We start from the raw sequence: 25,202 nt of genomic DNA on the forward strand, positions 1-25,202 counted from the left end.
CGTGTTGCCTTGTTGGTCATCCGACGCACTCGTGACAGCTTGTCCCGACTTGCCTTGCTGATCCGGCCCGCATAGCCGTCGAGACCACCGGCGACGTCGATGAAGGGTGCTTCCAAATACCCGTCGACCCACGGCGCGAATTCACCGCGTGGTTCTGAGAAATGGTCGAAGGTCAGCGCGTGCAAGCCTGTGGTGCGTACCAATTCGGGAAGATCCACCGGAACGTCCGGCGCTGCCACCGGCCCTTGAAAGTCGGCTCCTGGCCAGCCGACCGGCCGTGCGCGCCGCTTGTGCACCTGCATCGGGAACCAGATATGACCGTCGTGCACCGCCACCAGCACGTCGCCGAACATCTCGTGCACCGCGCCTGCGAACGCCGGATGAAAGTACGGGCTATCGAGCGCCGGATTACTATCGCGGACGTCAGACCACGCCTTTCGCTGATTCGCGTCAAGCGCAGCGAAATCCGTCAGTGTCCACCCCACAGAGGTCAACCTACATGGGAGGGCAGCGACCGTACTGCGCTTCGCCCCATCTGTGCGGTCGTCGGATGATTTACGTTCGTGCGCAATCTACTTCACCGACTCGGCATCGGTGGATTGACAGGATCTGACGATGCGCGCCATCGCTGGATCTCCACACGAGTATCGGTACTGGCGTTGCCGTAGAACTGCTCGACCGTCACGTACGGAGCAGCCACATCCTTGATCTGAGGATGCGCGAACGGACCGTAGACGGCGCCGGTCGGTCCCAATACCCACGCGTGGCCCGCTGTCTTGTCGACATAGACGGCAACGTGCTGAGTCTCGGTGGTGAAGCGGCGCCCGTATGGCACATTTGCGATGACCGTCAGAACATGGTTCTGCCACACGCCGTACTCGAAGTGATCATCGAGAAACACGACATGCGCTGGACTGTCAGGTGTGAGTGTGTCGCCCAGGTAGCCAGACGGGATGGCGGTTGCGTACAAGCCCAGAGCCAGCGCGCCACTGGCGGTTCCACCCGAGCCGAAATTCCAGTCAGCGTCGATATAGGAGGCGGTGGCGCCCAACCGTGCGGTGGCATACCCGGCTCCGCGGCCTGGGCCGTTGTAGTCGATGATCGACCTTCCCCCATGAATGGTGGGGCGGGCCGAGTCGTTGGGCGTGTAGGTGAGAATCGCGGTCTGCCCGGAGTCGAACACCGCAGGATGGTCACCGTCCGCCGCCGTGCTGTAGTCCTGGTAGAGGTCAGAGTGCGCGGTCGGGGATGCGCACGTGCACAACAGGAAACACAGAAGCGTTCCGCACGCGATACGAACCGTCACCGCGGTGAGCGTGTCCCGGTGATTCACCGACGAGGCGAGTGGTGTCGTCATCAACGCCCTTCTGTCGGGTGCCAACATGACCGTCACTGGATGGTCGCAGACACCTGGGTGGTACCGCGAGACTTTCCGCCAGCACGGCGTGAGAATGGCGGTCCGGCAGAAGGCGCTGAAGTCGTCGGCACCGTTCGTCTGTTTCAGCAATGAAGACAGTGAAGCAGCTGAGTGTTCTCGTTCGACAATCAATCTGCCAGATCCACGCTGGTGCAAGCGTCGAGATTCATGCTTCTCGGCTAGGAACTAGTTCCTTCCTAGGCGCCGACGTACCTGAGCCGTATAGCGATCTAGATCTACGAGTAGATCTCTTAGGCACGAAGATTCGTGATAGACCGACATGCTCGAACCTGCCTGCGGAGCGACGCCAACCCCGACCACCCGCCTGGTCTCCGTAATTGAATTGTTGGACGGGGTGTCGTCTGTCTGACTTCTTATCCGGTCTGACCCGACGCGTTATTGACACCCTGTCTGGCAAAGTTTTACGCTAGCTGCACAGCGATCCTGTCTGCGGGATGCCCTGAGCTACCACATCACTGTTCCACTATCCGATAAGACTCCGGACACTCCGCTAATGCGGTTTGGCCTACCGACCCAACATCGAGGAGGGTGGCCTGTGAGCGAGACGCCGCATGTTCGCAAATCGGCTCCGTGGGTGGCTATTCGAAAGATCGTCGACCATCCGGAACTCGTCGGCGATCACATGTCCGCAGGAGCTCGACGTGGCTTCCTGCTGTTCCTCGTCTCGGGCATCGCGATCCAGACGTGGGCCCTCATCCCGTCGACGGTGCCGTCCGGGATCTACGTCCCACTTCCTGACATGGCGAGAGTTGCAGCAGCTGAGGAAGATTCACCGAAGCGAGGTGTCGAGACCGCCGGACCGATCGATGTCCGCAGTGCGGTGAGCGCCGAGTCGGTGGAGTTCAAGACGTTCGCGGGCGCGAGGGTGGGGATGGCGCCGGGTCCGCAAATAGCAGCCAACCCACAACTTTTCGGCGCTCTTGGTGAAGCGCCGGTCAAAGCCAAGCTGCAGGCGTTGCTCATCCTCTTGACGTCTAGGTTCGGCGACAGAGACGTCTCGGCACTGGTGGACAAACTTCGCGCGTTACTGGCGCTGCCCGATTCCGCACTGGCTGCTGTGCTCGGTCTTCCGGAAATGAGGGTCTTGGGTCGGCTGCTCGACGCCGCTTCCCTGGGAACCGTTGACCTCCCCAGAATCACAACGGAGATGGGCAAGATCGCACTGACGTCTGCTCCCGCGACGCCCTACCAGGTGCAGATCGCGGTCAACGGTAGGCCGACCGTCAGCGTGGACATGCGCTACGTCCGCAGCGACTCCTCCGTGCCAATGGCTGCGGCCGCGCCTGCGACGGTACCTGCGGCAACGCCTGTCGGATTCGTCAACGTCGAGCCCGGAGTCTCGATAGTCGCTGATGCCATCACAGCCAGCGTCATGCGTGCGATTGATCCTGTAGCTGCTACGCCGATGCTGACGACCGTTGCGGCGCCTCAGGTGATCGAAGCGACATTGGAGGCGGTTCCGACAACAGAGCCGGCTCCGACAACATCGCCGGCGCCGGTGACGATTGCGCCTGAGACGTTCGCGCCGACGACTGCGGTGACCGCTCCTGAAACGTTCTCCGCGCCCACGATGTCGGCTGGGCCAGAAACTGTTGCACCATCGGAGATATCGACGCCTGAGCCGACTGACTCGACTCAAGACGCCGTCGTAGACGACGTGTCGGGGACGATGCCGGACCCCGGTGAGGTGAACGCGGGCGACAACATCGAGTCCCACGGCAACGAACCGCAGGGTGGACAAGACAGTTCACCGTCGAACAGTGCCTCCGAATCGACGGGAACTGGTGAAGGCACTGCAGGGGGTGGTGGCGACGGCCCAACCGGAGGACGAGAAGCGGACGGCAGCAATGATTCTGCGAGTCGCAGCGATGGGGCCGACGGGGGTTCGCGCAGCTCATAACTCGAGGTTGACGCCGCATGAGTTCGTGCGCGACAGCCTGATGCAATCGAGGTCCAGCACGCACTAGCCTGGGCAGCATGAGTCCTCACGAGCCGGATCCCGATGACGAGGACACCGGGCCGCTGCCCGCGCGCAGCCCGCGGTCGTCATCGGAGGCTCTGGCGGATCGTCGATTCGATGCGCCGCTGTCGGTGAATCCCCGGCCGGTCCGCCGTGACAACCGGCCGATTCTTCTGATCGCGGTCGCTACCGTCGCGGTGCTCGCCCTTGGCGTTCTCGCATGGCTGTTCTGGCCTTCGTCGTCCGACGGGGCCTCCTCGGGCGGCGACTCCGCACCCACCTCGACGACGGAGAGCCCGGAGCAGGCTCAGGCGCGGTTGTTGGGCATGCTGCCACCGGGCTATGCCCCTGACTCCTGCGAGACCGTGGTTCCCGCACAAGGCGCGCTGGCGCAGGTCAGCTGCGGGCAGAACGCCGATCCGGGCGGCCCGCTGAGCGCCACGTACACGCTTGCCGCCGACAAGGCAGCCGCGAAAGACCTGTTCGACAACATCGTCAGCACGTCGTCGGTCGTCGATTGCCCGGGCAACATCCAGTCGCCCGGGGCGTGGCGTCGCAACGCCACGCCGCAGCAAACCGCGGGAACACTGGTGTGCGGGTTCCAGCAGAGCAAACCGACGGTCGGCTGGAGTACCGACGCCGACCTGTTGGTCAGCCAGGTTCAGTCCGGACCGACAGGCCCGAACATGGTGCAGCTGTACACCTGGTGGGCATCCCACTCCTAACGGAACGACCCACCAGGCATTACAACCGTTACGCCGGGGGCGGCACCACGACGGTGGTCGTGGCCGGGCTCTGCACTGCGGCGGGAGTGCCACTGCTACCCGCCGGAAGCGGGGTGCCGGAACTGCCTTGCGGAGCCGGGCTGACCGCGGCCGGCGCCGGGGCCGGGGCCGGGCTGACCGCCGCGGGCACCGGGGCGGGGCTCGCCGGCGCCGCATCGGCCGGAACCGGAGTGCCTGCGCTGCCGGCCGGCAGCGGCGTTCCCGAGCTCCCCTGCGGCAGCGGCGTGCCCGCGCTGCCCGCCGGAACCGGAGTCGGGGTTTCGGTGGCCGAGGCAGGTGCGGCGCCCGGGGTCGGAGTCGTCGACGTCGGGGCGGTCTCCGGGGCCTCGTTCTCGGCGGCGCCCGAGGACGCGGAGCCAGACGATGAGGAGCCAGACGATGCGGGGCCGCGGTAGCCGCCCGTCGAGGGCGCAGGCGGCGGCGGTGGTTCCACCCACAGCAACAGCTGGTCAGGGCCGCCATCGGAATAGAAGACGCTGTCGGGCTTCTCGCCCGTCACGTCGAAGTAGATTTTCCCGCTGGTCTTCTCGCCTTGCGCCAACGTCGACGGATTCACGCCCTGCGGAGTGGCCACGGTGAACAGCACCCGGTAGGTCTCGCCGTTGCGGGCGCGCGCATTGAGATTGGACACGACCGGTGTCACCGACCCGGCGATCGCCTCATCGGTGGCGGTGGCCTCCCACAGCGTGCCTGCGGGCTGATACGGGATCGCGTCGCTGCTGGGCTTGAGACCGGTGATCGTCCAGTGCTGCACGACGCTGCCGTTGACGAGTTCACCGGGCTGCCCGAGGTACTGGACCTCGGCGTCGGCGGACGCGATCGGTGCACCGAACACGCCGAGCGCAGTCGCTGCGGCGGCAGCGATCACTGCGGGCTTGATTTTCACTGGAATGTCCTCCCGACGTTCATTGGCGAGCAGCAAGTTTTACCCCTGAGCAACCTAACAGTTCCCCGTACCACCCCAGTGCACCAATTTGTTCGACGAGATGGCTTCGGCCTTTGCGGACAGCGGAACTGGGCTGCTGTCAGCCTGCGTGTCCGACATGCCGACACGACCACCGGCAGCAAATTGCGGGTTTCCGTCTCACTGACAGCCAGAAGGACTAGTGTCCCCGGCTGACGGGGATATCGATCACGAACAAGGGGACCTTCTTTCATGGGCAAGCATTCCAAGAGCGGCGCACGCTCGATGTCTGTGCGCACCTATCTGGCGGCCGGGGTCACGGCAGGCGTCACCAGTGCCGCGATGGCCGGCATCGGCACGCTGATGCTGGACTACGACGCCGCGCCGGCGCCGGTGACGCATCAGGTGCAGCTGGTCAACGACGAGGACGTGCTGTGGTGGCAGCAGCTCGGCGGGAACAACCACAAGAAGGTCGACGCTGCCGACGTCCCCGCCGCTGCGAAGCCCGCGCTGCGTCCGATGATCGGTGCCGGCGGTTGGCTCTACGGCGACGGCGCAGACGCTGCCGCGGACTGCACCGGCGATGCCTGCAACGGCGGCAACGCGGGCCTGCTCGGCGGTAACGGCGGTGACGGGGCCAACGGCGGCTCCGGAGGTGATGCGGGCAGGCTGTTCGGCAACGGCGGTAACGGTGGTAACGGCAAGGCCGGCGTGAACGGCGGCGCCGGGGGTGCCGGCGGTACCGGCGGCCGGTTCATGGGCAACGGCGGCAACGGCGGAAACGGCGTCAGCGTCGTGAACAATTCGGCCAACGTCGACGACAACCCGGCCACCACCACTGTGGACGAGTCGGCCGTCAACAACGCAGTCGGCGGCAACGGCGGAGCCGGTGGCGCCGGCGGCCGCTTCGGCGGCAAGGGCGGAAACGGTGGAAACGGCGGCGACGGCACGTCGTTGAACGGCTCCGCGCAGGGCGGTAGGGGCGGTGCAGGCGGCGCAAGCGGTGCGGTCGGCAATGCGACCGCGGGCAACGGCGGCAACGGCGGCAACGCCACGAGCTCCGGCAAGGACACCACTGCCGGTAACGGCGAGATCGCCGTCGGCGGCGCCGGCGGTTCGGGCGGTCGCTCCGAGCTGGGCACGGGCGGCACCGGCGGAAAGGGCGGCGACGCGACGGGCACCACCGGCAGCGACGCCGACAGCTTCGGCGGCACCGGCGGTGCCGGCGGCGACACCAAGAGCGGTCAGGCCGGCGGTGGCGGCGCCGGTGGCAACGCCACGTCCGACAAGGGCGACGCGACCGGCGGCAAGGGCGGGTCCGGCGGCGACGCCACGACCAGCGACAGCGACTCCGCTGTCCGTAGCGCCCTGGGCGACGGCGGCGACGGCGGCAAGGGCGGCAACGGCACGTCCGCCAGCGGGAAGGGCACCGGCGGCAACGGCGGCACGGGCGGCCAGGGCGGCTACTTCGGAAAGTCGGGTGACGACGGCGCCAAGGGCACCGGCAGCACTCCGCCTGCACCCAGCAACGGCTAGTACCAGCACGCAGACACGGGCGTCGACGCACAGTCGGCGCCCGTGTCGCAGTGTGCGGATCTTGAAAGTGTCTGCGAATCAAGACGATTCGCATGGGCTATCATCGCTGCCATGTCTGACACCAAACCGACGTGGCTGGCTCCGGCCGCGCTCGTCGTCGCCGTGATCGCCCTAGCTCTCGCCGCGTGGGGCCTGTTGCGTCCGTCGCCGACAGACAGTGCGAACGCCGCAGGCGCCTCGTCGAGCGGTGACTCGAAGACCGAGATCTGCCAGGCGTTCACCACGGTGCGCAACGCGGTGTCGCTCCAGACGAACGCGGATCTGGGCACCGACAAAGTGGCCAGGCAGGCAGTGGCCGCGAATGCTCGGCTCGCCACGCTCGGCGGCGGCGAGTTCCTCTTGTCTCGACTCAATCCTGCGGTGCCCGGCGACTTGGCAGACGCGGTGCGGTCGTTCGCCAACGACCTGACCTACATCGGCATGGGTCAACTCGCCGGCGCCCCAGGTGACGACCCCACCCAGACTCAGCGTCAACAGAGCGCGCAGGACAGTGCAACCAAGATCGACGAGTTGTGCCGCTAGCGATCAGGCGGGCACGAACTCCACGCCGGCAAGCGTCACGGCGCCATCGCGCTCTGGTGCGGTGACGGTGGCGCGGTAGATTCCGGCGTCCTTCCACACGTTGACTTTCAACGTCTCGCCGGGAAACACGACACCCGCCATCCGCGCACCGTAGGACTTCAGCGCGGCGACGTCGCCGTCGAGGAGGTTGTCGACCAGCGCCTTGCACGTCATGCCGTAGGTACACAGTCCGTGCAGAATGGGCCGCGGAAAGCCTGCTGCTGCAGCGAATTCCGGGTCCGAATGCAGTGGATTGCGGTCGCCGCACATCCGGTAGAGCAGCGCCTGCTGCGGCGATGTGGGCAGTGTCAATTCGACATCGGGTGCGCCATCGGGTGCCTCCGACGATCCCGACGGGCCACGATCGCCGCCGAAGCCACCTTCGCCGCGGGCGAAGATCGACCGCTTCTGCGTCCACAGCAGCGTTCCGTCGCCGTCTTTGACCTCGGTCTCCGACCAGATCACCGCGGCCTTGCCCTTGTCCCAGATATCGGTGAAGCGGGTGACGGCGGTGGCCGTTCCCGACGCAGGGATGGGTCCGGGCACGGTCACTGCCTCGCTGGCGTGCAGCACCCTCGACAGTTCGATGTCGATGCCGGGGAACTTCACCGCGGGCGGTTCGGTCATGTGGAAGCTCTGCGCGACGTTGCCGAAAGTCGGCAGGACCTGTGGCGTGCCGTCGGTCAGGTAGCGCAGCTCGCGGGAATCCATGGGGTCGGCACCCGCGCCGAGACCGAGGTGGTACAGCTGCACATCGCTACTGGTCCAGGAGAATTCGACCCGGGGGAGTTCGGCGCCGATCGCCTCGTCGAGATTGATGGGCATGATGGGCTACTCCTTGCCGGCCAGGTGGCGCGCCGCGAGGTATCCGAACGTCATCGCGGGGCCGATCGTGCCGCCGGGGCCGGGGTAGGTGTGGCCCATCACCGGGGCGCTGACGTTGCCCGCCGCGTAGAGACCGTCGATGATCGAGCCGTCATCGCGCAGGGCTCGCCCATAGATGTCGGTGACGATGCCGCCCTTGGTGCCCAGATCGCCGGGGACCATCTTGGCGGCGTAGAACGGGGCGTGGCTGATCTCGCCGAGGTTGGGATTCGGCTTGTTGGTGGGATCGCCGTAGTAGCGGTCGTACGCGCTTTCGCCGCGCTTGAAATCCTCGTCCACGCCCGTGCGGGCGAATCCGTTGAAACGCTGGACGGTCGCGGTCAGGGCATCGACCGGAAGGCCGGTCTTGGCGGCCAACTCGTCGAGCGTGTCCGCCTTCACGATCACCCCGGACTCCATCCACTTCTTCGGAATCCGTTGTCCCGGTTGTAGACCGGCGAAGATGTAACGGTCGCGGTACTGCTGGTCGAAGACGAGCCAGGCCGGGATGTTCTCGCCGGGGCCCTGGCCCTGACCGTACTGCCCGCCGTACATGTGGTGGCACGCTTCGACGTACGGCATCGACTCGTTCATGAACCGCTTGCCGTTCATGTTGACGATGATCGAGCCGGGGGAGTTGCGCTCGGACAGCGCGAACCACGGGGCGCCCTGCAGTGGAACAGTGGGACCCCACCAGGCGTCTTCCATGACATCCAGTGCAGCGCCCAGTTTTTCGGCGGCGAGAATGCCGTCGCCGGTGTTGGCCACCGCGCCCACGGTCCATTCGGTGGTGATGGGTGCCCGCTGGTACTTCACCCGCATCTGCTCGTTGTGCTCGAATCCGCCGCTGCCCAGGATCACCCCGCGTCGGGCCCGGATCAGCGTCGGCTCGGCACTCTCGGGTGCGGCGGTGTCACGGACATAGATTCCGCGAACCACGCCGCCTTCGACGTGCAGGTCGGTCATCGCGGTGTTGAGCTGCACCGGCACCCCGGCCTTCTGCAGACCGATGCGCAGCGGCGCGATCAATGCGCGGCCCATCCCGACCAGGTTCTTGCCGGTGGCCTGCGCCCACATGGTGCGCGCGCCGATCTTCACGCTGCGCAGCACCCCGCGGGGATGGCGCTTGAGCTGGTTGAGTCGGACGTAGTCCTGCTGCATCACCACCACGTTCAGCGGCACCTTGCCGTACGGCGGTTCCAGGCCCGACATGTCTGGACCCAGCTTCTTCGCGTCGAACGGTTTGGGCTCGACCGAGCGGCCGGTCGACTTTCCGCCCGGCGCCTCGGGGTTAGTAGTCGGAGTAGTTCGGCACCCAGCACAGCTTCAGCGGCGAGTGCTGGATCACGAAGGACAGCATCTCGGGACCGCGGTCGAGGTAGGTGTCGATCTTCTCCGCCGGCACCACGTCACCGATGATCGAGTGCAGGTAGGTGCGTGCCGCGTCGCGGGTGTCGCTGACCCCGTCGCGCTCGAGGACTTCGTTGTTCGGAATCCACACTCCACCGCCCGAGCGTGCGGTCGAACCGCCATAGTGCGGGGCCTTCTCGACGACTATCGTCGAGAGGCCCTGATGAGCGGCCGTGAGGGCGGCGACCATACCCGCGGCGCCGCTGCCCACCACGACGACGTCATACTCGTGCTCGGTCATGTAGAACACGTTATAGAATTGCCCGGCCGACTAACAACTGTGCCGGTGGACGAAACGAGGGGAATTCACATGTTGCCCGCGCAGGTGCGCGAAAAGCTCGCCGCCGACCTGGCCGAAGCCGAGCGCACGCGTCAGCCCATCTCGCCGCTCACCGACGCCCATGCCGACATCGACGTCGTCGACGCCTACGAGATCCAGCTGATCAACATCCGGTCGAAGGTCGCCGACGGCGCGCGAGTGATCGGGCACAAGGTGGGGCTCTCTTCGGAGGCCATGCAGAAGATGATGAACGTCGACGAGCCGGACTACGGGCATCTGCTCGACGGCATGGAGGTCTTCGAGGACCGGCCCGTCGAGTCGGCCCGCTTCCTGTACCCGCGCGTCGAGGTCGAGGTGGGCTTCATCCTCTCCGACGACCTGCCCGGCGCCGGCTGCACCGAGGACGACGTGCTGGCCGCGACCGCCGCATTCGCGCCCGCGATCGAGTTGATCGACACGCGGATCACCAACTGGCAGATCAAGTTGTGCGACACGATCGCCGACAACGCGTCGTCGGCGGGGTGGGTGCTGGGCGAGGCCCGGGTCTCGCCCAAGGATGTGGACATCAGGGCCATCGACGCGGTGCTGACCAACAACGGCGAGGTGGTCGCCGAAGGGCGTAGCGATGCGGTGCTGGGCAACCCCGTCACCGCAGTCGCATGGCTGGCTCGCAAGGTGGAGAGCTTCGGCGTCCGCCTGAAGGCCGGCGACATCGTGCTGCCCGGTTCGTGCACCCGCGCGATCGACGCGCCCCCGGGCAGCCACTTCGTCGCAGATTTTTCCGGATTGGGTTCGGTACGACTGGATTTCGAATAGGAGCCCTGATGGCTGGCAACAAGGCAACCGTGGCGATCGTCGGGTCGGGCAACATCAGCACCGATCTGTTGTACAAGCTTCTGCGGTCGGAGTGGCTCGAGCCGCGGTGGATGATCGGCATCGACCCGGACAGCGAGGGTCTGGCGCGGGCCCGCAAGCTCGGGTTGGAAACCTCCCACGAGGGGGTGGACTGGTTGCTCGCGCGAGATGAGATGCCCGACATGGTGTTCGAGGCGACCAGCGCCTATGTGCATCGGGATGCGGCGCCGCGGTATGCCGAAGCGGGTATCCGTGCGATCGATCTGACTCCGGCGGCGGTCGGGCCGGGGGTGATCCCGCCGGCGAACCTGCGCGAGCACCTCGACGCTCCGAACGTGAACATGGTGACCTGCGGCGGCCAGGCGACCATCCCGATCGTCTACGCCGTGAGCCGGGTGGTCGGCGTTCCGTACGCGGAGATCGTCGCGTCGGTGTCCTCGGCGTCGGCGGGACCCGGCACCCGGGCCAACATCGACGAGTTCACCAAGACCACCAGCGCCGGCGTGGCGAACATCGGCGGTGCGCAGCGCGGTAAGGCGATCATCATCCTCAATCCCGCCGATCCGCCGATGATCATGCGCGACACCATCTTCTGTGCCATTCCCGACGACGCCGACCACGCCGCGATCACGCAGTCGATCAAGGACGTGGTGGCCGAAGTGCAGACCTATGTGCCCGGCTACCGGCTGCTCAACGAGCCGCAGTTCGACGAGCCGTCGGTGGTCAACGGCGGCACCCACGTCGTCACCACGTTCATCGAGGTCGAGGGTGCGGGGGACTACCTCCCCCCGTATGCGGGAAATCTGGACATCATGACCGCCGCGGCGACGAAAGTCGGCGAAGAGATCGCCAAAGAGGTTCTGGCCGCGACGACAGGAGGTCACGCATGAGCGGCATCTACTTCGACCCGATGTGGGACGTGCGGATGACCGACACGTCGCTGCGGGACGGGTCGCATCACAAGCGGCATCAGTTCACGAAAGACGAAGTGGGTGCGATCGTCGCGGCACTGGACACGGCCGGGGTGCCGGTCATCGAGGTCACCCATGGTGACGGGCTGGGCGGGTCGAGCTTCAACTACGGGTTCTCGAAAACGCCTGAGCAGGAGTTGATCAAGCTGGCCGCAGAGACGGCCAAGGAATCCAAGATCGCGTTCCTGATGCTGCCCGGCGTCGGCACCAAGGAAGACATCAAAGAGGCGCAGAACAACGGTGGGTCGATCTGCCGGATCGCCACGCACTGCACCGAGGCTGATGTGTCGATCCAGCATTTCGGGCTCGCGCGTGAGCTCGGTCTGGAGACGGTCGGGTTCCTGATGATGAGCCACACCATCTCTCCGGACAAGCTGGCCAAGCAGGCCCGCATCATGGCTGATGCGGGCTGCCAGTGCGTCTACGTCGTAGACTCGGCCGGCGCTCTGGTGCTCGAAGGCGTGGCAGAGCGGGTGGCGGCGTTGGTCGCCGAACTCGGCGATGACGCGCAGGTGGGTTTCCACGGACACGAGAACCTCGGCCTGGGCGTGGCGAATTCGATCGAGGCGGTCCGTGCCGGGGCCAAGCAGATCGACGGTTCGTGCCGACGCTTCGGCGCCGGGGCCGGCAACGCGCCGGTGGAGGCGTTGATCGGGGTGTTCGACAAGATCGGCGTCAAGACCGGTATCGATTTCTTCGACATCGCCGACGCGGCTGAAGAGGTCGTCGCCCCGGCGATGCCGGCCGAGTGTTTGCTGGACCGCAATGCGTTGATCATGGGCTACTCGGGCGTCTATTCGAGCTTCCTCAAGCACGCGATCCGCCAGTCCGAGCGCTACGGCGTGCCGGCGCACAAGCTGTTGCACCGGGCCGGGCAGCGCAAGCTGATCGGCGGCCAGGAGGACCAGCTGATCGACATCGCGCTGGAGATCAAACGCGAGATGGACGCGGCGGCACAGTAGCCGCGCCGAATGCACGGTTTCTGACGCAGAACGCGAGTCCGACCGTCAGAAAGCGTGCACTCGAGGATTTTTTTTGGCGTGCCGCGACGCGGGTCTGACCTGTGCCGACGGCGCTCTGTGTGAGCTGGACCACGATGCGGCGTGTTTGGCATCGCGAGGGACCGGCTAGCAATTGGGGTGCGACCGTTTGATCGCAGAGCTTGACCAATTGCAAGGAGTGATTACCAGTGACTACCGCTAACACCGTTCGCCGTGGACTGTTCGGCATGTTCGCCGGCGGCCTGCTCGCCTTCGGCTCGGCGGCGATCATCGCCCCAGTGGCCAACGCGCAGCCTGCGCCCGGGCCGGGACAAGACTGCACGGCGAGCACCGTGGCTGGCACGGTCAGCACCGCGGCCGCATCCGAGGGTGCGTACCTGACGGCTAACCCCCAGGCCAACGAGGCCCTGACGAAGATAGCGGCGGAGCCGCAGCCGCAGGCCACCCAGGCCTACATGGCGTACTTCGCCGAGAATCCCCAGGTCGAGGACCAGCTCAAGGCGATCCACGAGCCCGTGAGCGCGCTGTCTGATCGCTGCGGTGTGAAGCTGGCGCCGACGCCGGTGGCTCAGGCGGTGTGGAGCGCATCTGAGCAGGCTCCCGAGGTTCCGGTGACCCCGGCGCCCGAGGGTGAGGCACCGATGCCTGCAACCCCGGAGATGCCGACCACCTGATCGGCCCACTGATCCCGACACTCACCGTGCCTGCATCCGCAGGCACGGTGAGTGCTTTTCGGGGTTGTCGCACACGTTCGGCACGATGGGGACCATGGCGACCCGAGAACAGGCCCAGGCGATCCTCGAGCAGTTGGCCGGGCGGGGCGCTGCGCTGCGTGATGACCAGTGGACCGCAATCGAAGCGCTGGTCGTAGACCGCCGCCGGGCGTTGGTGGTGCAACGCACGGGCTGGGGCAAGTCGGCCGTCTATTTCATCGCGGCCACCCTGCTGCGGCGCAGCGGTCTCGGCGCCACGGTGATCGTCTCGCCGCTGCTGGCGCTGATGCGCAACCAGGTCGGGTCCGCCGAGAAGGCGGGAGTGCGCGCCGCGACCATCAACTCCAGCAACATGACCGACTGGGACGGCATTCATGCCAGGGTTCGCGAGGGCGACCTCGACGTCCTGCTCGTCAGTCCAGAGCGGCTGAACAACCCCGACTTCCGCGATGCGGTTCTGCCGGAGCTCGCGCGCGACGCAGGCCTCGTCGTCGTCGACGAGGCGCACTGCGTCTCCGACTGGGGCCACGACTTCCGGCCCGACTACCGGCGTATCCGGACACTTCTCGCCGACCTCGGCAGCGATGTCCCCGTGCTCGCGACGACAGCCACCGCCAACGACCGGGTGGTGGCCGACGTCGCCGCTCAGCTGGGTGTCGGGGGCCGCGACACGCTCGTCCTGCGCGGCGGACTGGACCGGGAGTCGCTACGCCTGTCTGTCGTCGCTGCCGGCAACCCCGCGCAGCGTGCGGCGTGGCTCACCGCCCACCTCGGTGAGCTCCCCGGCTCCGGCATCGTCTACACGCTGACCGTGGCCCAGGCGCACGACGTCGCCGCACTGTTGCGAGAGCGCGGGTATCAGGTCGCGGCGTACACGGGCTCTACCGAGGCGGCCGAGCGGGAGCAGCTCGAGGCGGATCTGCTGGCCAACCGGGTGAAGGCGCTGATCGCCACGTCGGCGCTGGGCATGGGATTCGACAAGCCCGATCTGGGGTTCGTGGTGCACCTCGGTGCGCCATCGTCGCCGATCGCGTACTACCAGCAGGTCGGCCGCGCCGGCCGCGCCACCGAGCGTGCCGAGGTGATCCTGCTGCCCGGCCACGAGGACGCCGACATCTGGCGGTACTTCGGGTCCCTGGCCTTCCCGCCGGAGCAGTTGGTGCGCAAGGTGATTCGTGAGCTGGACGGGGAACGACCACTGTCGACGGCGGCGCTGGAGCCGCTCGTCGACTTGAACCGCTCCCGGCTGGAGATGGTGCTCAAGGTGCTCGACGTCGACGGTGCGGTTCGCAGGGTCAAAGGCGGCTGGATCGGAACCGGGGAGCCCTGGGAGTACGACGAACAGCGCTACCGGACGCTCGACGAGGCGCGCCGCCGAGAACAGCAGGCCATGCTCGACTACCAGGTGACCGAGCGCTGCCGAATGGCGTTTCTGCGCGGCCAACTCGACGATCCGACGCTGAACCCCGACGAACGCTGCGGACGCTGCGACAACTGCACCGGTGAGCGCGTCAGCGGCGACGTCGCAGCCTCAGACGCCGAGCAGACCCGCGCCGCGCTGATGCGTCCCGGGGTCGAGCTGGCGCCGCGCAAGCAGTGGCCGACGGGCCTCGCCAAGCTGGGTATCGACCTCTCGGGTCGGATCACCGACGGACCGTCGCCCGGCCGCGTGGTCGGACGGCTCACCGATCTGGGCTGGGGCGCACGGCTTCGTGCGCTAATCGACGGACCCGACGCCGAGGTGCCCGACGACGTGGTGGGCGCAGCGGTCAAGGTGCTCGCGTCGTGGGACTGGGCGGCGCGGCCGACCGCGGTGATGGCGCTCGACTCGACCACCCACCCGCTGCTCATCTCCTCGCTGCGCGCCCGGCTGGCCGAACTGGGGCGGCTCGCCGATCTCGGCACCCTGCGCTACGCCCCCGATCATCGAGCCGTCAGCGCTGCCAACTCCGCGTACCGCGTCGCCGCACTGACCGGCGCATGGACGCCACCCGACGCACTCCCCGAGGGGCCGGTGCTGCTCGTCGACGACCGCACCGACACCGGGTGGACGATGACGATGGCGGCTCGCGTCGTGCGGGCCGCGGGGGCGTCCGACGTGCTGCCGTTCGCGCTTGCCGCAACGTCCTAGGGGCGGAGGCGGACGCCGCCGAGCTGGCCGGTCACCGCATCCGCGGCGGCGACCACCGCCCGCGCCCGTTCGCCGATCTCCCGCTCGCTCAGCGCCGTGCCGATGTGCATCGATGCCACCATCGCCTGACGCTGATGCTGATCGAACACGGGCGCGGAGATCACGCTGATGTCGTGACGGGTGCCCGTTCGCCTGTCCTCGCGCAGTGACACCCGCTCGCCGATGTCGGAGACCAATTCGCCGAGCAGGGCCCGCAATTCGCCGGGCAGCGTGGCCGACATGCCGGCCATCAGCGCGTAGAGGCGCCGACCGGCGGGGGTCTGCCGCTCGACCAGGTAGCCGTCCGCGCGGCACGCGGTGATCACCCGATGCAACCGCTGGGTGTCGGTGCGCAGCGGGATCGTCGGCTCCTTGGCGAGCCAGGCCTGCGCGGCGAGGTCGTCCCACAGCACGAACATCAGTCCGACCGGCGGCGCGAACGGATAGCTCTGTCCCACCTCGACACCCGGGTGCGCGCCGGGCGGACTGACCAGGTCGAGCACCGTGATGCGATCATCGACCACCGCCGAGAGCGCGGCCGTGACGCCGAACCGCGTCGACATGCGGCGCAGTTCGTCGCGTGCGGCCGGGCTGACCCGCATCGCCTCCTGCGCGCGGTGACCGAGCGTGATCAACGCCGGTCCCAACCGGTAGGTCTTGTCGGTGTCGTCGCGTACCAGGTAGCCGGCCTCGGTGAGCGAGGTGGCGATGCCCAGGCAGGTGGGCTTGCTCAGGCCGAGGCGACGCGCCAGTTCCGAGACACCGAAGCGTTCAGTCGGTCGTGACCCCAGGAATTCGAGGATCGCGACGACCCGATCGGTCGGCGGAGATACGCGGCGGGCGGTCGGCGGCACCCCCAGCACGGTACATATATGGAACGCTGCGGTCGATATATTGACTCTAGGTAGAACGCGTTCTAGTTTCGGGGACGTGCACGCGCAGCCGTTGATCGACGCCATCGCCGAGGCCGAGGCGCTCGTCGTCGCCGCCCCGTTCATCGAATCCGAAGCCGACCTCCTCGAAGGTCTGCAGTACTTCGCCGGGTGTGTGGCGGCATGTACTCACGTGGCTTTCGACTACGACCGGGACCACCCGTTCCTGCACAGTGGGACCGGCCCGTTCACCAAGATGGGACTCGACAACCCGGACACGCTGTACTTCGGCACCCGCGTCGTGCCGGGGCAGGAGTACGTCGTCACCGGACGCCGCGGCACGACGACCGACCTCAGCTTCCAGATGCTCGGCGGCGAGTACACCGACGACAACGTGCCCGACAGCGAGACCGCGTTCGACGACCGTGAGCTCGACATCTCGCCTGATGGCACCTTCGAGTGGCGTGTGGTCCCGAAGTCGCCCGCGCAGTTGGTGATTCGCGAGGTCTACAACGACTGGTCCGCGCAGCGCGGCACAGTGGCGATCGCGCGCACCGACACCGCGGGCACGGCACCGCCGGCGCTGACCCCCGAGCTGATCGAGAAGCGGTTCGCAGTCGCGGGCAAGCAGCTCGTGCAGCGGGTCAAGACCTGGCTGCAGTTCCCGCAGTGGTTCTACGACACGCTGCCGGTGAACACGATGGTCCCGCCGCGGCTCACCCCCGGCGGGCTGGCCACCCAGTACTCGTCGGTGGGGCACTTCGATCTGGCCCCCGATCAAGCCATGGTGATCACCGTGCCGGCCTCGGATGCGCCCTACATGGGCTTCCAGCTGGGCAGCCTCTGGTACATCTCACTGGACTACATCAACCACCAGACCTCGCTGAACGGCACACAGGCGCAGCAAGATCCGGACGGCTTCATCCGCATCGTGGTGTCCGATGCGAACCCCGGGGTGACGAACTGGGTCGAAACGCTCGGCCACCGCAAGGGTTACCTGCAGTTCCGGTGGCAGCGGGTGTCGCGGCAGATGACCGAGGCCGACGGTCCGACGGTGGCCGTGATGGGCGTCGAGGACGTCGCCGACGCACTGCCGTACCACAGGGACAACGTGATTTCTTCCGATGACTGGCGGGCGCGAATCGCGCTGCGTCAGAAGCTGATCGGCTACAGGATGGTGGGATAGCGATGGGCATGCTCGAGAACAAGGTCGTTCTCATCAGCGGCGTCGGGCCGGCGTTGGGGACGACGCTGGCGCGCCGATGTGCGCAGCAGGGCGCTGACCTGGTGCTGGCCGCGCGGACCGTCGAGCGGCTCGAGGGTGTCGCAAGTGAGGTCGAGGGCCTCGGTCGGCGGGCGGTGTCGGTGGGCACCGACATCACCGACGAGGCGCAGGTGACCAACCTCGTCGAAAAATCACTGGACGCGTACGGACGGGTGGACGTGTTGATCAACAACGCGTTCAAGGTGCCGTCGATGAAGCCGTTGGGCAAGACCAGTTTCGACCACATCCGGGAGACGTTCGAGCTCACGGTCCTCGGCGCGCTGCGGCTGATCCAGGGACTGACACCGGCCCTGACAGAGGCCAACGGGTCGGTGGTGAACGTGAACTCGATGGTGGTGCGGCACTCCGATCCCAAGCAGGGCGCGTACAAGATGGCCAAGTCGGCGCTGCTGGCCATGTCGCAGTCGCTGGCGAGTGAACTGGGTGAGCAAGGAATTCGGGTGAACTCCGTGCTGCCCGGCTATATCTGGGGCGGCACGTTGCAGGGCTACTTCGAGCACCAGGCCGGCAAGTACGGCACGACCGTCGACGAGATCTACAAGGCCGCCGCGGTCAATTCGGATCTCAAGCGGCTGCCCACCGAAGACGAGGTGGCCTCGGCCATCCTGTTCATGGCGAGCGATCTGTCCAGTGGCATCACCGGGCAGGCGTTGGATGTCAATTGCGGGGAGTACAAGGCGTGATGTCCTCCTCTCGGACGAATGTCGGCACCGTCGACGACCTGCATGCATCGGCCGTGAAGGCCTGCGGCCTCGACGATTTCGGCAGCGACGACGACAACTACCGCGAGGCACTTGCCGTTCTGTTGGAGTCCTATCAACGGGACGCCGACCTGACCGAGTTCGGCAGCAAGATGCAGCGGTTCTTCGTGCGCAACGCGCTGGTGGCTCGGCTGGTGTCGGAGGCGGCTTTCACGCAGTACCCCCAGCACGCCGACGTGCCGATCGCGCGGCCGATCTTCGTCACGGGATTGCCGCGCACCGGCACGACGGTCGTGCACCGACTGCTGGCCGCCGATCCTCGACACCAGGGTCTGGAGCTGTGGCTCGCCGAGTTCCCGCAGCCCCGGCCGCCGCGCGAGACCTGGTCGCAGAACCCGGTTTTCCAACAGCTGGATGCTCAGTTCACCAAGGCGCACGCGGAGAACCCGGACTACACCGGCCTGCACTACATGACCGCCGACGAGGTGGAGGAGTGCTGGCAGCTGCTGCGCCAGTCCCTGCATTCGGTGAGTTACGAGACGCTGGCCCATCTGCCCACCTACTCGCAGTGGCTGGCGCGACAGGATTGGACGAAGTCGTACCAGCGGCATCGCAAGAACCTGCAGCTGATCGGGCTCAACGACGCCGGTAAGCGATGGGTGCTCAAGAATCCCAGCCATCTGTTCGCGTTGGACGCATTGTTTGCGACCTATCCCGACGCGCTGGTGATCCAGTGCCACAGGCCGGCCGAGACGATCATGGCCTCGATGTGCTCGCTGGCCCAGCACACCACCGAGGGCTGGTCGAACAGCTTCCACGGCAAAGTCATTGGCGACGACTCACTGGAGACGTGGTCCCGCGGCCTGCGCCTGTTCAGTGCCGAGCGGGCCAAGCACGATCCCGCGCAGTTCTACGATCTGGATTACTTCGCCCTGATCAAGGACCCGGTCGCCGTCGTGGAGGACATCTACCGGGCGTTCGGAATCGAGTTCACCGATGATGCACGCCACGCTGTCGCGCAGACCCATGAGAAGAGCCAGCAGGGGCCGCGCGCCCCGAAGCACACCTACTCGCTGGCTGACTACGGGCTGACCGAAGAGCAGGTCAAAGAACACTTCGCCGGTCTCTGACTACGCCCAAACGTCGGTTTGGGCGAGAAGGGAACCGGGTCAGCCGTCGCCGGGGGAGGGGGCGCTCGAGTACTCCTCGAGGCACCCCTCGGCCACGGCGTGGCGGATGCTGTCGGCCAGTCGCGGGCACGACCGCTCGCGCGCGGGATCGCCACCACACGAACGGATCTCAGCGAAATGGGCGCACCGCTGCGTCGCCTCGGCCGTCCACTGCACCGATGTGTGCGCGGGCCCGAGCTTCTTCACGCGCACCGCGACATGGCAGAAACGGCAGTCGACCGAAGCCAATCCTGCGGTCAGGTAACGCTCGCGATCGGCCTGACTGCTGGCCCGCACCGCAGCTGCGCGGTCTGGATCTGACGCGAAATCCGGTGCCTTTCCCCAGCTCTTCGCGCCGGAACCTGGAGTGTGGCCGTGCTCGTGTTCCTCGTCGTCGTGCCCGTGCAGCAGCAGCATCGACTTGGCGAGACGGTCCACATCCGGCGTTTCGCTCATGCGCGATCCCGCTCCGCTTCTCGCTTGCCGGTCATGTCGACTGCTTCTCGGCGTCCCTTGCCTTCAGGTTCTCCTCGACCTCGACATTCCACTTCTGCACTGCAGCGGTGGTGTCGACTTCCATCTCGAAACGGTCGGTCATCTCCGGCGCCACATCAGCGACGTCGACGTAGAACTGCTGATACCACCGGCGCATCTGGTACACCGCGCCGTCTTCCTCGACCAGCAGCGGGTTGTCGATGCGGGTCTTGTGCTTCCAGATCTCCACGTCCTGCAGGAAGCCCTTGCTGACCCCGTCGGTGAACGCGTCGGCCAGCTTCTCGGTTGTCTTGTCGTCCAGACCTTTCGGCTTCTCGACGATGACGCCCCACTGCAGCATGAACGAGTCCTGGGTCACCGGGTAGTGGCAGTTGATCAGGATCGACTCGGCCTTGAAGTCGCCGTAGGTGTTGTGCAGCCAGTTGATCATGAACGACGGACCGAAATAGCTTGCCTCGGAATCGAGTTTGGCCTCGCCGTATGCCGTGCCCATGTCGTTGATGTCGGGCCGGCCCACGTTGTGCAGATACTGCGATGCGATGTGGCCCTCGAAAACGTTCTTGAAGTAGGTCGGCAGGCCGAAGTGGATGTAGAAGAAGTGCGCCATGTCGGTGACGTTGTCGATGATCTCGCGGCAGTTGCTGCCCTCGATGAGCATCGAATTCCACTTCCAGTCGGTCCACTCGCCGCTGGCCCACTCGGGGATCTCGGGGATCCGCACCTCTTCCTGAGGTGGGTTGCCCTCGTGGTCGTGCCACACGAACAGCAGGCCGCCGCGGACGTCGGTGTGCCAGGCGCGGGTGCGCGCCAGGCGCGGGGTGCGCTTGGCGTAGGGCACGAGCTTGCACTTGCCGTCGCCGCCCCAGCGCCAGTCGTGGAACGGGCAGGCCACGGTGTCACCCTTGACCGTTCCCTGTGACAGATTCCCGCCCATGTGGCGGCAGTAGCCGTCGAGGATCTTCACCTCGCCCGCCGAGTCGGCGAAGACCACCAGCATGGTGCCGAAGATCTCGATGCCGTGCGGCTTCCCGTCGAGGTAGTCCTTGACCGGTCCCAGGCAGTGCCAGCCGCGCGCGAAGCGGTCGGGCAGCGTGCCGGTGTCGATCTCGCGAATGCTCGCGGTTCCCGCCGTGTCGGTGCTCACCTGGGGCCTCCCCAATCTTGCTCGAATTAGAACACGTTACAGTTTTTCGCCGCTGCCGCGCAATCGGCCGACCCTCACCAGCGCAAAACGTTGCGCATCTCACCCCGAACCGCGCGTCACCCCGGGGTACCCGGCTGGCCGGAACCACACCGCCGCGCATATAGTGCACATCGTGTCCACTATTTCGAAGGTCCCGCCCGTCGCTGTCGGTACCCGGCGCTGGCTGGCCGTCGCCGCCGCGACCTTCGCGATCGCGTGGGGCGGCAACGAGTTCACCCCGCTGCTGGTCATGTACCGCTCGGGGGAGGGCTTTTCCGGCCTGACCGTCGACCTTCTGCTCTTCGCCTACGTGCTCGGCATCGTCCCCGCCCTGCTGATCGGCGGGCCGCTGTCCGACCGCTTCGGCCGCCGGCCGCTGATGATCCCCGCGCCCTTACTCGCCGCGGCGGGCTCGCTGATCCTGGCTGCCGGCGCCGACTCCGCTGCCGTGCTGGCGCTCGGCCGCGTGTTCAGCGGGCTCGCGCTCGGGCTGGCGATGGCCGTCGGCGGCAGCTGGCTCAAGGAACTGTCCGCGCCGCCGTACGGCGACGGCACCGCGGGGGCGCGACGCGCGGCGATGAGCTTGACGGCGGGCTTCGGGCTGGGCGCGGCAGCGGCGGGCGTGCTCGCCCAGTGGGGGCCCGCGCCGACGGTGCTCTCCTACGCCTGTAACGCAGCCCTGGCTCTGGCTGCGGCCGCTGTGCTGACCGTCGCGCCCGAGACCCGCCGACGACGCGACGCGGCGGGCCCATGGTGGGCAGACCTGGCGATCCCGGTCGAGGCTCGACGGCGCTTCCTCTGTGTCGTGGTACCGGTCGCGCCCTGGGTCTTCGGAGCGGCGGGTTCGGCCTACGCGGTGCTACCTGCACTGCTGACCGACCGCGTCGCTCACGCGCCGATCGCGTTCTCCGCACTGCTGTGCGTGGTCGCGCTCGGCGTCGGCTTCGGCGTGCAGCAGGCCAGCCGGGCACTGGGGTCTGACGGTCCGCGTGGTGTGGTGACCGCGCTGCTGCTGTTGGTGGGGGGGATGGTGTGCGCGGCCTGGGCCGCCGCGGTGCTGACGGTGACGGCGGCGCTGATCGCGGCCGCGGTGCTGGGGGCGGGATACGGCATGGCGCTGCTGGCCGGGCTGCAGCAGATCCAACGGCTCGCCGGGCCCGATGATCTCGCGGGCCTGACGGCGGTGTTCTACAGCCTGAGCTATCTGGGCTTCGGCGTGCCCGCGGTGCTGTCACTGCTCAACGGGGTCGGCGTGTCATACCCCGCGATGTTCGGCGCGGGTGCGGTGCTAGCCGCCGGCTGCCTCGTACCGGTGCTGAAGGGTATCCGGCGGCCCTAGGGTTGACCCATGGCCAACCGCCGCGGGCGTCCACGCAGTGAGGCGGCGCGCGGCGCCATCCTCACCGCGGCAGCCGAACTGGCGGCCGAGGGTGGCCCGGGCGCGGCGACCATCGATGCCATTGCCCGTCGTGCGGAGGTCAGTCGCACCACGATCTACAAGTGGTGGCCGTCCGCCTCGGCGGTCGTTCTCGAGGGCCTGCTGGAATCCGTGCGGGAGTCGATCGTGCGGCCACCCGGCAGCAGCACCGTCGAGGCCCTCGTCCACCACGTCAGCGCGCTCAACGACATCCTGGCCGACCCCGGCGTGGGCGCTCTACTGCGCAATGTGATCGCGGCGGCGGCCGCCGATCCGGCGATCCAAGCGGCCCTGCTGGACCAGTGGATCGAACCGCGGCGCGGGGGCCGTGGTGAGTGCGTTGACCGATGCCGTGGCGGCCGCGGAGATTCCTGCAGACACCGATATCGAGGTGGTGGTCGACGCGCTGGTGTCGCCGCCCTACTACCGGTTGGTGTTCGGGATGCCGCCGCTGTCCGAGCGGAGGGTGCGCGCGCTGGTCGACGCGGTGTGGGCCGGTTGCTCCTAGCTGTCCTGCCATCCGGAGTGGATGTAGGTGTCGGCGAAGCGCTTCAGCGAGTCCTTCTTCTGGTCGATGGGCGCATCGAAACTCAATCCGTCGAACACCCAGGGGATCACGATGTTGTCGGTGACGCCGGCCTCGGCGAGTTCCCGGTGCCCGTCGACACCGAACTTGTCGATGCAGACGGCCTGGTACTCGAAAGGTCCTTCCGCGCGGCCGTATTCGGCCCGCAGCGCCTCGATCTTGCCGATGGTCTCGGCCAACTGCTCGCCGGTCATCATCGCGCTGGTCCAGCCGTCCCCGACGCGTGCCGCGCGTTTGAGTGCGACGTCGGTGTGGCCACCGACGTAGAACGGAACCGGCTCGCTCGGTGCGGGACTCATCTGCAGCCGGTCGAAGTCGTAGAAGTCGCCGTGGAATTCGACCATGCCGCCGCCCAGAACCAGCTTGATCACGTCGATCATCTCGTCGACACGCTTGCCGCGCTTGGCGTAGGGCACTCCGCACCATTCGAATTCCTCCGGCGCCCAGCCGATTCCGACGCCGAAGCCGAATCGGTTGCCGGTGAGGTTCGCCACCGAGCCGACCTGACGGGCCAGCAGCAGCGGGTTGCGTGAGCCCAACTTCATCACGTTGGTGTAGAAGCGCAGCGTGGAGGTAACAGCTCCCATCGCGCCCGCGGCGATCAGCGGGTCCACCCACGGGGTGTTCTCATCCCACATCCGTGAACCGTCGGGTGTGTACGGATAGTCCGCGGCCTGCTTCTCCATGTAGAACAGCGAATCGGGCAGCGCGATCGCGTCGAAGCCGACCTCTTCGGCGGTGCGGGCGATCTCGATCAGCTGGTCGATGGGCCCCATCGCCACACTGCAGGTGTACTTCATCATGCGCCCGGCTTGTCGGATGCGACCACCCACATCGAGTAATACTGCGCTCCACCGCCATACGCGTGCCCGAGGGCCTTGCGGGCACCGGGAACCTGGTGGTCTTCACCCTTGCCCATCACCTGGATGGCGGATTCGGCGAACCGGATCATGCCGGAGGCGCCGATCGGGTTGGACGAGAGCACCCCGCCCGACGGATTGAACGGGATGCGCCCGCCGATGGCGGTCTCGCCTGCCTCGGTCAGCTTCCAGCCCTCGCCCTCGGCGGCGAAGCCGAGGCTCTCCAGCCACATCGGCTCGTACCAGGAGAACGGCACGTACACCTCGGCCACGTCGATCTCGTCGATCGGGCTGGTGATCCCGGCAGCCTTCCACAGCGCCGCCGCTGCGTCGCGGCTCGCCTGCGGGTTGACCTGATCGCGACCGGCGTAGGCCAGCGGTTCGGTACGCAACGCGGTGGCGTGTATCCATGCCACCGGATGGCCTTCGGAGACACGCGCATCCGCGCTCGCCTCGTCACCGATCACCATCGCGGCCGCCCCGTCCGACGATGGGCATGTCTCGTCGTAGCGGATCGGATCCCACAGCATCGGCGAGGACATCACCTTTTCCAGCGTGATGTCGGGCTGGTGCAGGTGGGCCAAGGGATTCTTGACCGCGTTCAGTCGGTCCTTGACCGCGACCATCGCGCCGATGTGCGTCGGCGCACCCGAGCGGCGGATGTAGGCGCGCACGTGCGGGGCGAAGTATCCGCCCGCCCCAGCGCCGACGGGCTTGGTGAACGGCACCGGAATGCTCAACGCCCACATGGCATTGGACTCCGACTGCTTCTCCCACGCCATCGTCAGCACCCGCCGGTACTTGCCCGACTGGACCAGGCTCGCGGCCACGATCGCGGTGGAACCGCCGACCGAACCCGCCGTGTGCACGCGGATCAGCGGCTTGTTCGTCGCACCCGTGGCGTCGACCATGAACAGCTCGGGCATCATGACGCCCTCGAAGAAATCGGGCGCCTTACCCACCACGACAGCGTCGATGTCGGCGAATGTCACGCCCGCATCGGCCAGTGCGCGGTCGATGGCCTCGCGCACCAGGCCGTTCATCGACACATCGGTGCGCTTGGCGACGTACTTGGTCTGGCCTGTACCCAAGACCGCGGCGATATGCTTCTTTTCGGCAGCCATGG

Annotated in this window: 22 protein-coding genes and 3 pseudogenes; 15 read left to right on the top strand and 10 right to left on the bottom strand. The window is 67.0% G+C overall.

Annotated elements, in window-relative coordinates:
- Both PGN37_RS18730 and PGN37_RS18735 read right to left on the bottom strand, forming a co-directional pair.
- A pseudogene (locus PGN37_RS18730) lies at positions 1–485 on the bottom strand (hypothetical protein); the annotation flags it as partial.
- A gap of 92 nt (positions 486–577) precedes the next feature.
- Positions 578–1,549 (bottom strand): hypothetical protein, encoded by a 972-nt coding sequence (locus PGN37_RS18735; RefSeq protein WP_335332507.1) that lies wholly within the window; start codon positions 1,547–1,549, stop codon positions 578–580.
- 424 nt (positions 1,550–1,973) lie between these two features.
- Here PGN37_RS18735 and PGN37_RS18740 point away from each other — a divergent pair, with 424 nt between their 5' ends.
- Both PGN37_RS18740 and PGN37_RS18745 read left to right on the top strand, forming a co-directional pair.
- Complete coding sequence (locus PGN37_RS18740) at positions 1,974–3,338, top strand: hypothetical protein (protein WP_335332508.1); 1,365 nt, start codon at positions 1,974–1,976, stop codon at positions 3,336–3,338.
- A gap of 77 nt (positions 3,339–3,415) precedes the next feature.
- On the top strand, positions 3,416–4,123 hold the full coding sequence (locus PGN37_RS18745) for a hypothetical protein (protein WP_335332509.1): 708 nt from the start codon (positions 3,416–3,418) through the stop codon (positions 4,121–4,123).
- Between the two features lie 28 nt (positions 4,124–4,151).
- Here the strand turns inward: PGN37_RS18745 and PGN37_RS18750 are convergent, their stop codons facing one another.
- Positions 4,152–5,069, bottom strand: coding sequence for an MPT63 family protein (locus PGN37_RS18750; protein WP_335332510.1), 918 nt, complete (start codon positions 5,067–5,069; stop codon positions 4,152–4,154).
- A 270-nt stretch (positions 5,070–5,339) separates the two neighbouring features.
- On the opposite strand from PGN37_RS18750, the gene PGN37_RS18755 reads away from it, so the two are divergent.
- Positions 5,340–6,623 (top strand): hypothetical protein, encoded by a 1,284-nt coding sequence (locus tag PGN37_RS18755; RefSeq protein ID WP_335332511.1) that lies wholly within the window; start codon positions 5,340–5,342, stop codon positions 6,621–6,623.
- A gap of 111 nt (positions 6,624–6,734) precedes the next feature.
- Positions 6,735–7,205, top strand: coding sequence for a hypothetical protein (locus PGN37_RS18760; RefSeq protein WP_335332512.1), 471 nt, complete (start codon positions 6,735–6,737; stop codon positions 7,203–7,205).
- 3 nt (positions 7,206–7,208) lie between these two features.
- Here the strand turns inward: PGN37_RS18760 and PGN37_RS18765 are convergent, their stop codons facing one another.
- Together PGN37_RS18765 and kstD are read right to left on the bottom strand one after the other, a co-directional pair.
- Positions 7,209–8,069: a MaoC/PaaZ C-terminal domain-containing protein gene (locus PGN37_RS18765; protein WP_335332513.1), complete on the bottom strand. Its 861-nt coding sequence runs from the start codon at positions 8,067–8,069 to the stop codon at positions 7,209–7,211.
- Between the two features lie 6 nt (positions 8,070–8,075).
- Positions 8,076–9,759: pseudogene (kstD, locus tag PGN37_RS18770) on the bottom strand (3-oxosteroid 1-dehydrogenase).
- 69 nt (positions 9,760–9,828) lie between these two features.
- Here kstD and PGN37_RS18775 point away from each other — a divergent pair.
- The 5 genes from PGN37_RS18775 (at position 9,829) to PGN37_RS18795 (ending at position 15,469) form a co-directional block, all read left to right on the top strand.
- Positions 9,829–10,614 carry a 2-keto-4-pentenoate hydratase gene (locus PGN37_RS18775; RefSeq protein ID WP_335332514.1) on the top strand — a complete coding sequence of 262 codons (786 nt, stop codon included), beginning with the start codon at positions 9,829–9,831 and terminating at the stop codon, positions 10,612–10,614.
- Between the two features lie 8 nt (positions 10,615–10,622).
- On the top strand, positions 10,623–11,543 hold the full coding sequence (locus PGN37_RS18780) for an acetaldehyde dehydrogenase (acetylating) (RefSeq protein WP_335332515.1): 921 nt from the start codon (positions 10,623–10,625) through the stop codon (positions 11,541–11,543).
- Entirely contained in the window at positions 11,540–12,586 is a 1,047-nt protein-coding gene (gene dmpG / locus PGN37_RS18785) for a 4-hydroxy-2-oxovalerate aldolase (RefSeq protein WP_335332516.1), read from the top strand. Before PGN37_RS18780 ends, dmpG begins: the two co-directional genes overlap by 4 nt.
- A gap of 227 nt (positions 12,587–12,813) precedes the next feature.
- On the top strand, positions 12,814–13,299 hold the full coding sequence (locus PGN37_RS18790) for a heme-binding protein (protein WP_335332517.1): 486 nt from the start codon (positions 12,814–12,816) through the stop codon (positions 13,297–13,299).
- Positions 13,300–13,393: 94 nt separating this feature from the next.
- Complete coding sequence (locus PGN37_RS18795) at positions 13,394–15,469, top strand: RecQ family ATP-dependent DNA helicase (RefSeq protein ID WP_335332518.1); 2,076 nt, start codon at positions 13,394–13,396, stop codon at positions 15,467–15,469.
- On the opposite strand, the gene PGN37_RS18800 is transcribed toward PGN37_RS18795, so the two are convergent.
- Positions 15,466–16,362 carry an IclR family transcriptional regulator gene (locus tag PGN37_RS18800; protein ID WP_335332519.1) on the bottom strand — a complete coding sequence of 299 codons (897 nt, stop codon included), beginning with the start codon at positions 16,360–16,362 and terminating at the stop codon, positions 15,466–15,468. The two genes, PGN37_RS18795 and PGN37_RS18800, sit on opposite strands and share 4 nt — an antisense overlap.
- A gap of 76 nt (positions 16,363–16,438) precedes the next feature.
- On the opposite strand from PGN37_RS18800, the gene PGN37_RS18805 reads away from it, so the two are divergent.
- Genes PGN37_RS18805 through PGN37_RS18815 form a run of 3 tightly spaced genes read left to right on the top strand, consistent with a single transcriptional unit; the run spans position 16,439 to position 19,496 of the window.
- A complete protein-coding gene (locus PGN37_RS18805; protein WP_335332520.1) occupies positions 16,439–17,566 on the top strand; it encodes a hypothetical protein in 1,128 nt (375 codons plus the stop codon).
- A gap of 8 nt (positions 17,567–17,574) precedes the next feature.
- Positions 17,575–18,348, top strand: coding sequence for an SDR family oxidoreductase (locus PGN37_RS18810; RefSeq protein ID WP_335332628.1), 774 nt, complete (start codon positions 17,575–17,577; stop codon positions 18,346–18,348).
- Complete coding sequence (locus PGN37_RS18815) at positions 18,348–19,496, top strand: sulfotransferase family protein (protein ID WP_335332521.1); 1,149 nt, start codon at positions 18,348–18,350, stop codon at positions 19,494–19,496. Before PGN37_RS18810 ends, PGN37_RS18815 begins: the two co-directional genes overlap by 1 nt.
- Before the next feature lie 39 nt (positions 19,497–19,535).
- On the opposite strand, the gene PGN37_RS18820 is transcribed toward PGN37_RS18815, so the two are convergent.
- Together PGN37_RS18820 and PGN37_RS18825 are read right to left on the bottom strand one after the other, a co-directional pair.
- A complete protein-coding gene (locus PGN37_RS18820) occupies positions 19,536–19,991 on the bottom strand; it encodes a hypothetical protein (RefSeq protein WP_335332522.1) in 456 nt (151 codons plus the stop codon).
- 31 nt (positions 19,992–20,022) lie between these two features.
- Entirely contained in the window at positions 20,023–21,174 is a 1,152-nt protein-coding gene (locus tag PGN37_RS18825) for a Rieske 2Fe-2S domain-containing protein (protein WP_335332523.1), read from the bottom strand.
- A gap of 172 nt (positions 21,175–21,346) precedes the next feature.
- Between PGN37_RS18825 and PGN37_RS18830 the strand changes: the two genes are divergently transcribed.
- The 3 genes and pseudogenes from PGN37_RS18830 (at position 21,347) to PGN37_RS18840 (ending at position 23,138) form a co-directional block, all read left to right on the top strand.
- A complete protein-coding gene (locus PGN37_RS18830) occupies positions 21,347–22,552 on the top strand; it encodes an MFS transporter (protein WP_335332524.1) in 1,206 nt (401 codons plus the stop codon).
- 9 nt (positions 22,553–22,561) lie between these two features.
- Positions 22,562–22,891 (top strand): annotated as a pseudogene (locus tag PGN37_RS18835) (TetR family transcriptional regulator); the annotation flags it as partial.
- Between the two features lie 79 nt (positions 22,892–22,970).
- Positions 22,971–23,138 (top strand): TetR-like C-terminal domain-containing protein, encoded by a 168-nt coding sequence (locus PGN37_RS18840; RefSeq protein ID WP_335332525.1) that lies wholly within the window; start codon positions 22,971–22,973, stop codon positions 23,136–23,138.
- Here the strand turns inward: PGN37_RS18840 and PGN37_RS18845 are convergent.
- Together PGN37_RS18845 and PGN37_RS18850 are read right to left on the bottom strand one after the other, a co-directional pair.
- Positions 23,135–24,016, bottom strand: coding sequence for a TIGR03619 family F420-dependent LLM class oxidoreductase (locus PGN37_RS18845; protein ID WP_335332629.1), 882 nt, complete (start codon positions 24,014–24,016; stop codon positions 23,135–23,137). The genes PGN37_RS18840 and PGN37_RS18845 overlap by 4 nt on opposite strands.
- Complete coding sequence (locus PGN37_RS18850; RefSeq protein WP_335332526.1) at positions 24,016–25,200, bottom strand: thiolase domain-containing protein; 1,185 nt, start codon at positions 25,198–25,200, stop codon at positions 24,016–24,018. The genes PGN37_RS18845 and PGN37_RS18850 overlap by 1 nt, the downstream gene beginning before the upstream one ends.
- Positions 25,201–25,202: the final 2 nt, after the last annotated feature.

The organism is Mycobacterium kyogaense, assembly GCF_036946525.1.
Taxonomy (GTDB): Bacteria; Actinomycetota; Actinomycetes; order Mycobacteriales; family Mycobacteriaceae; genus Mycobacterium; species Mycobacterium kyogaense_A.

Excerpts from the sequence above, each read along its gene's own strand:
- PGN37_RS18795 (WP_335332518.1), top strand. The coding sequence starts at position 13,394 with ATGGCGACCCGAGAACAGGCCCAGGCGATCCTCGAGCAGTTGGCCGGG.
- PGN37_RS18775 (WP_335332514.1), top strand. The coding sequence starts at position 9,829 with ATGTTGCCCGCGCAGGTGCGCGAAAAGCTCGCCGCCGACCTGGCCGAA.
- PGN37_RS18765 (WP_335332513.1), bottom strand. The coding sequence starts at position 8,069 with ATGCCCATCAATCTCGACGAGGCGATCGGCGCCGAACTCCCCCGGGTC.
- PGN37_RS18755 (WP_335332511.1), top strand. The coding sequence starts at position 5,340 with ATGGGCAAGCATTCCAAGAGCGGCGCACGCTCGATGTCTGTGCGCACC.
- PGN37_RS18745 (WP_335332509.1), top strand. The coding sequence starts at position 3,416 with ATGAGTCCTCACGAGCCGGATCCCGATGACGAGGACACCGGGCCGCTG.
- PGN37_RS18845 (WP_335332629.1), bottom strand. The coding sequence starts at position 24,016 with ATGAAGTACACCTGCAGTGTGGCGATGGGGCCCATCGACCAGCTGATC.
- PGN37_RS18820 (WP_335332522.1), bottom strand. The coding sequence starts at position 19,991 with ATGAGCGAAACGCCGGATGTGGACCGTCTCGCCAAGTCGATGCTGCTG.
- PGN37_RS18850 (WP_335332526.1), bottom strand. The coding sequence starts at position 25,200 with ATGGCTGCCGAAAAGAAGCATATCGCCGCGGTCTTGGGTACAGGCCAG.
- PGN37_RS18810 (WP_335332628.1), top strand. The coding sequence starts at position 17,575 with ATGCTCGAGAACAAGGTCGTTCTCATCAGCGGCGTCGGGCCGGCGTTG.
- PGN37_RS18815 (WP_335332521.1), top strand. The coding sequence starts at position 18,348 with ATGTCCTCCTCTCGGACGAATGTCGGCACCGTCGACGACCTGCATGCA.
- PGN37_RS18780 (WP_335332515.1), top strand. The coding sequence starts at position 10,623 with ATGGCTGGCAACAAGGCAACCGTGGCGATCGTCGGGTCGGGCAACATC.
- dmpG (WP_335332516.1), top strand. The coding sequence starts at position 11,540 with ATGAGCGGCATCTACTTCGACCCGATGTGGGACGTGCGGATGACCGAC.
- PGN37_RS18760 (WP_335332512.1), top strand. The coding sequence starts at position 6,735 with ATGTCTGACACCAAACCGACGTGGCTGGCTCCGGCCGCGCTCGTCGTC.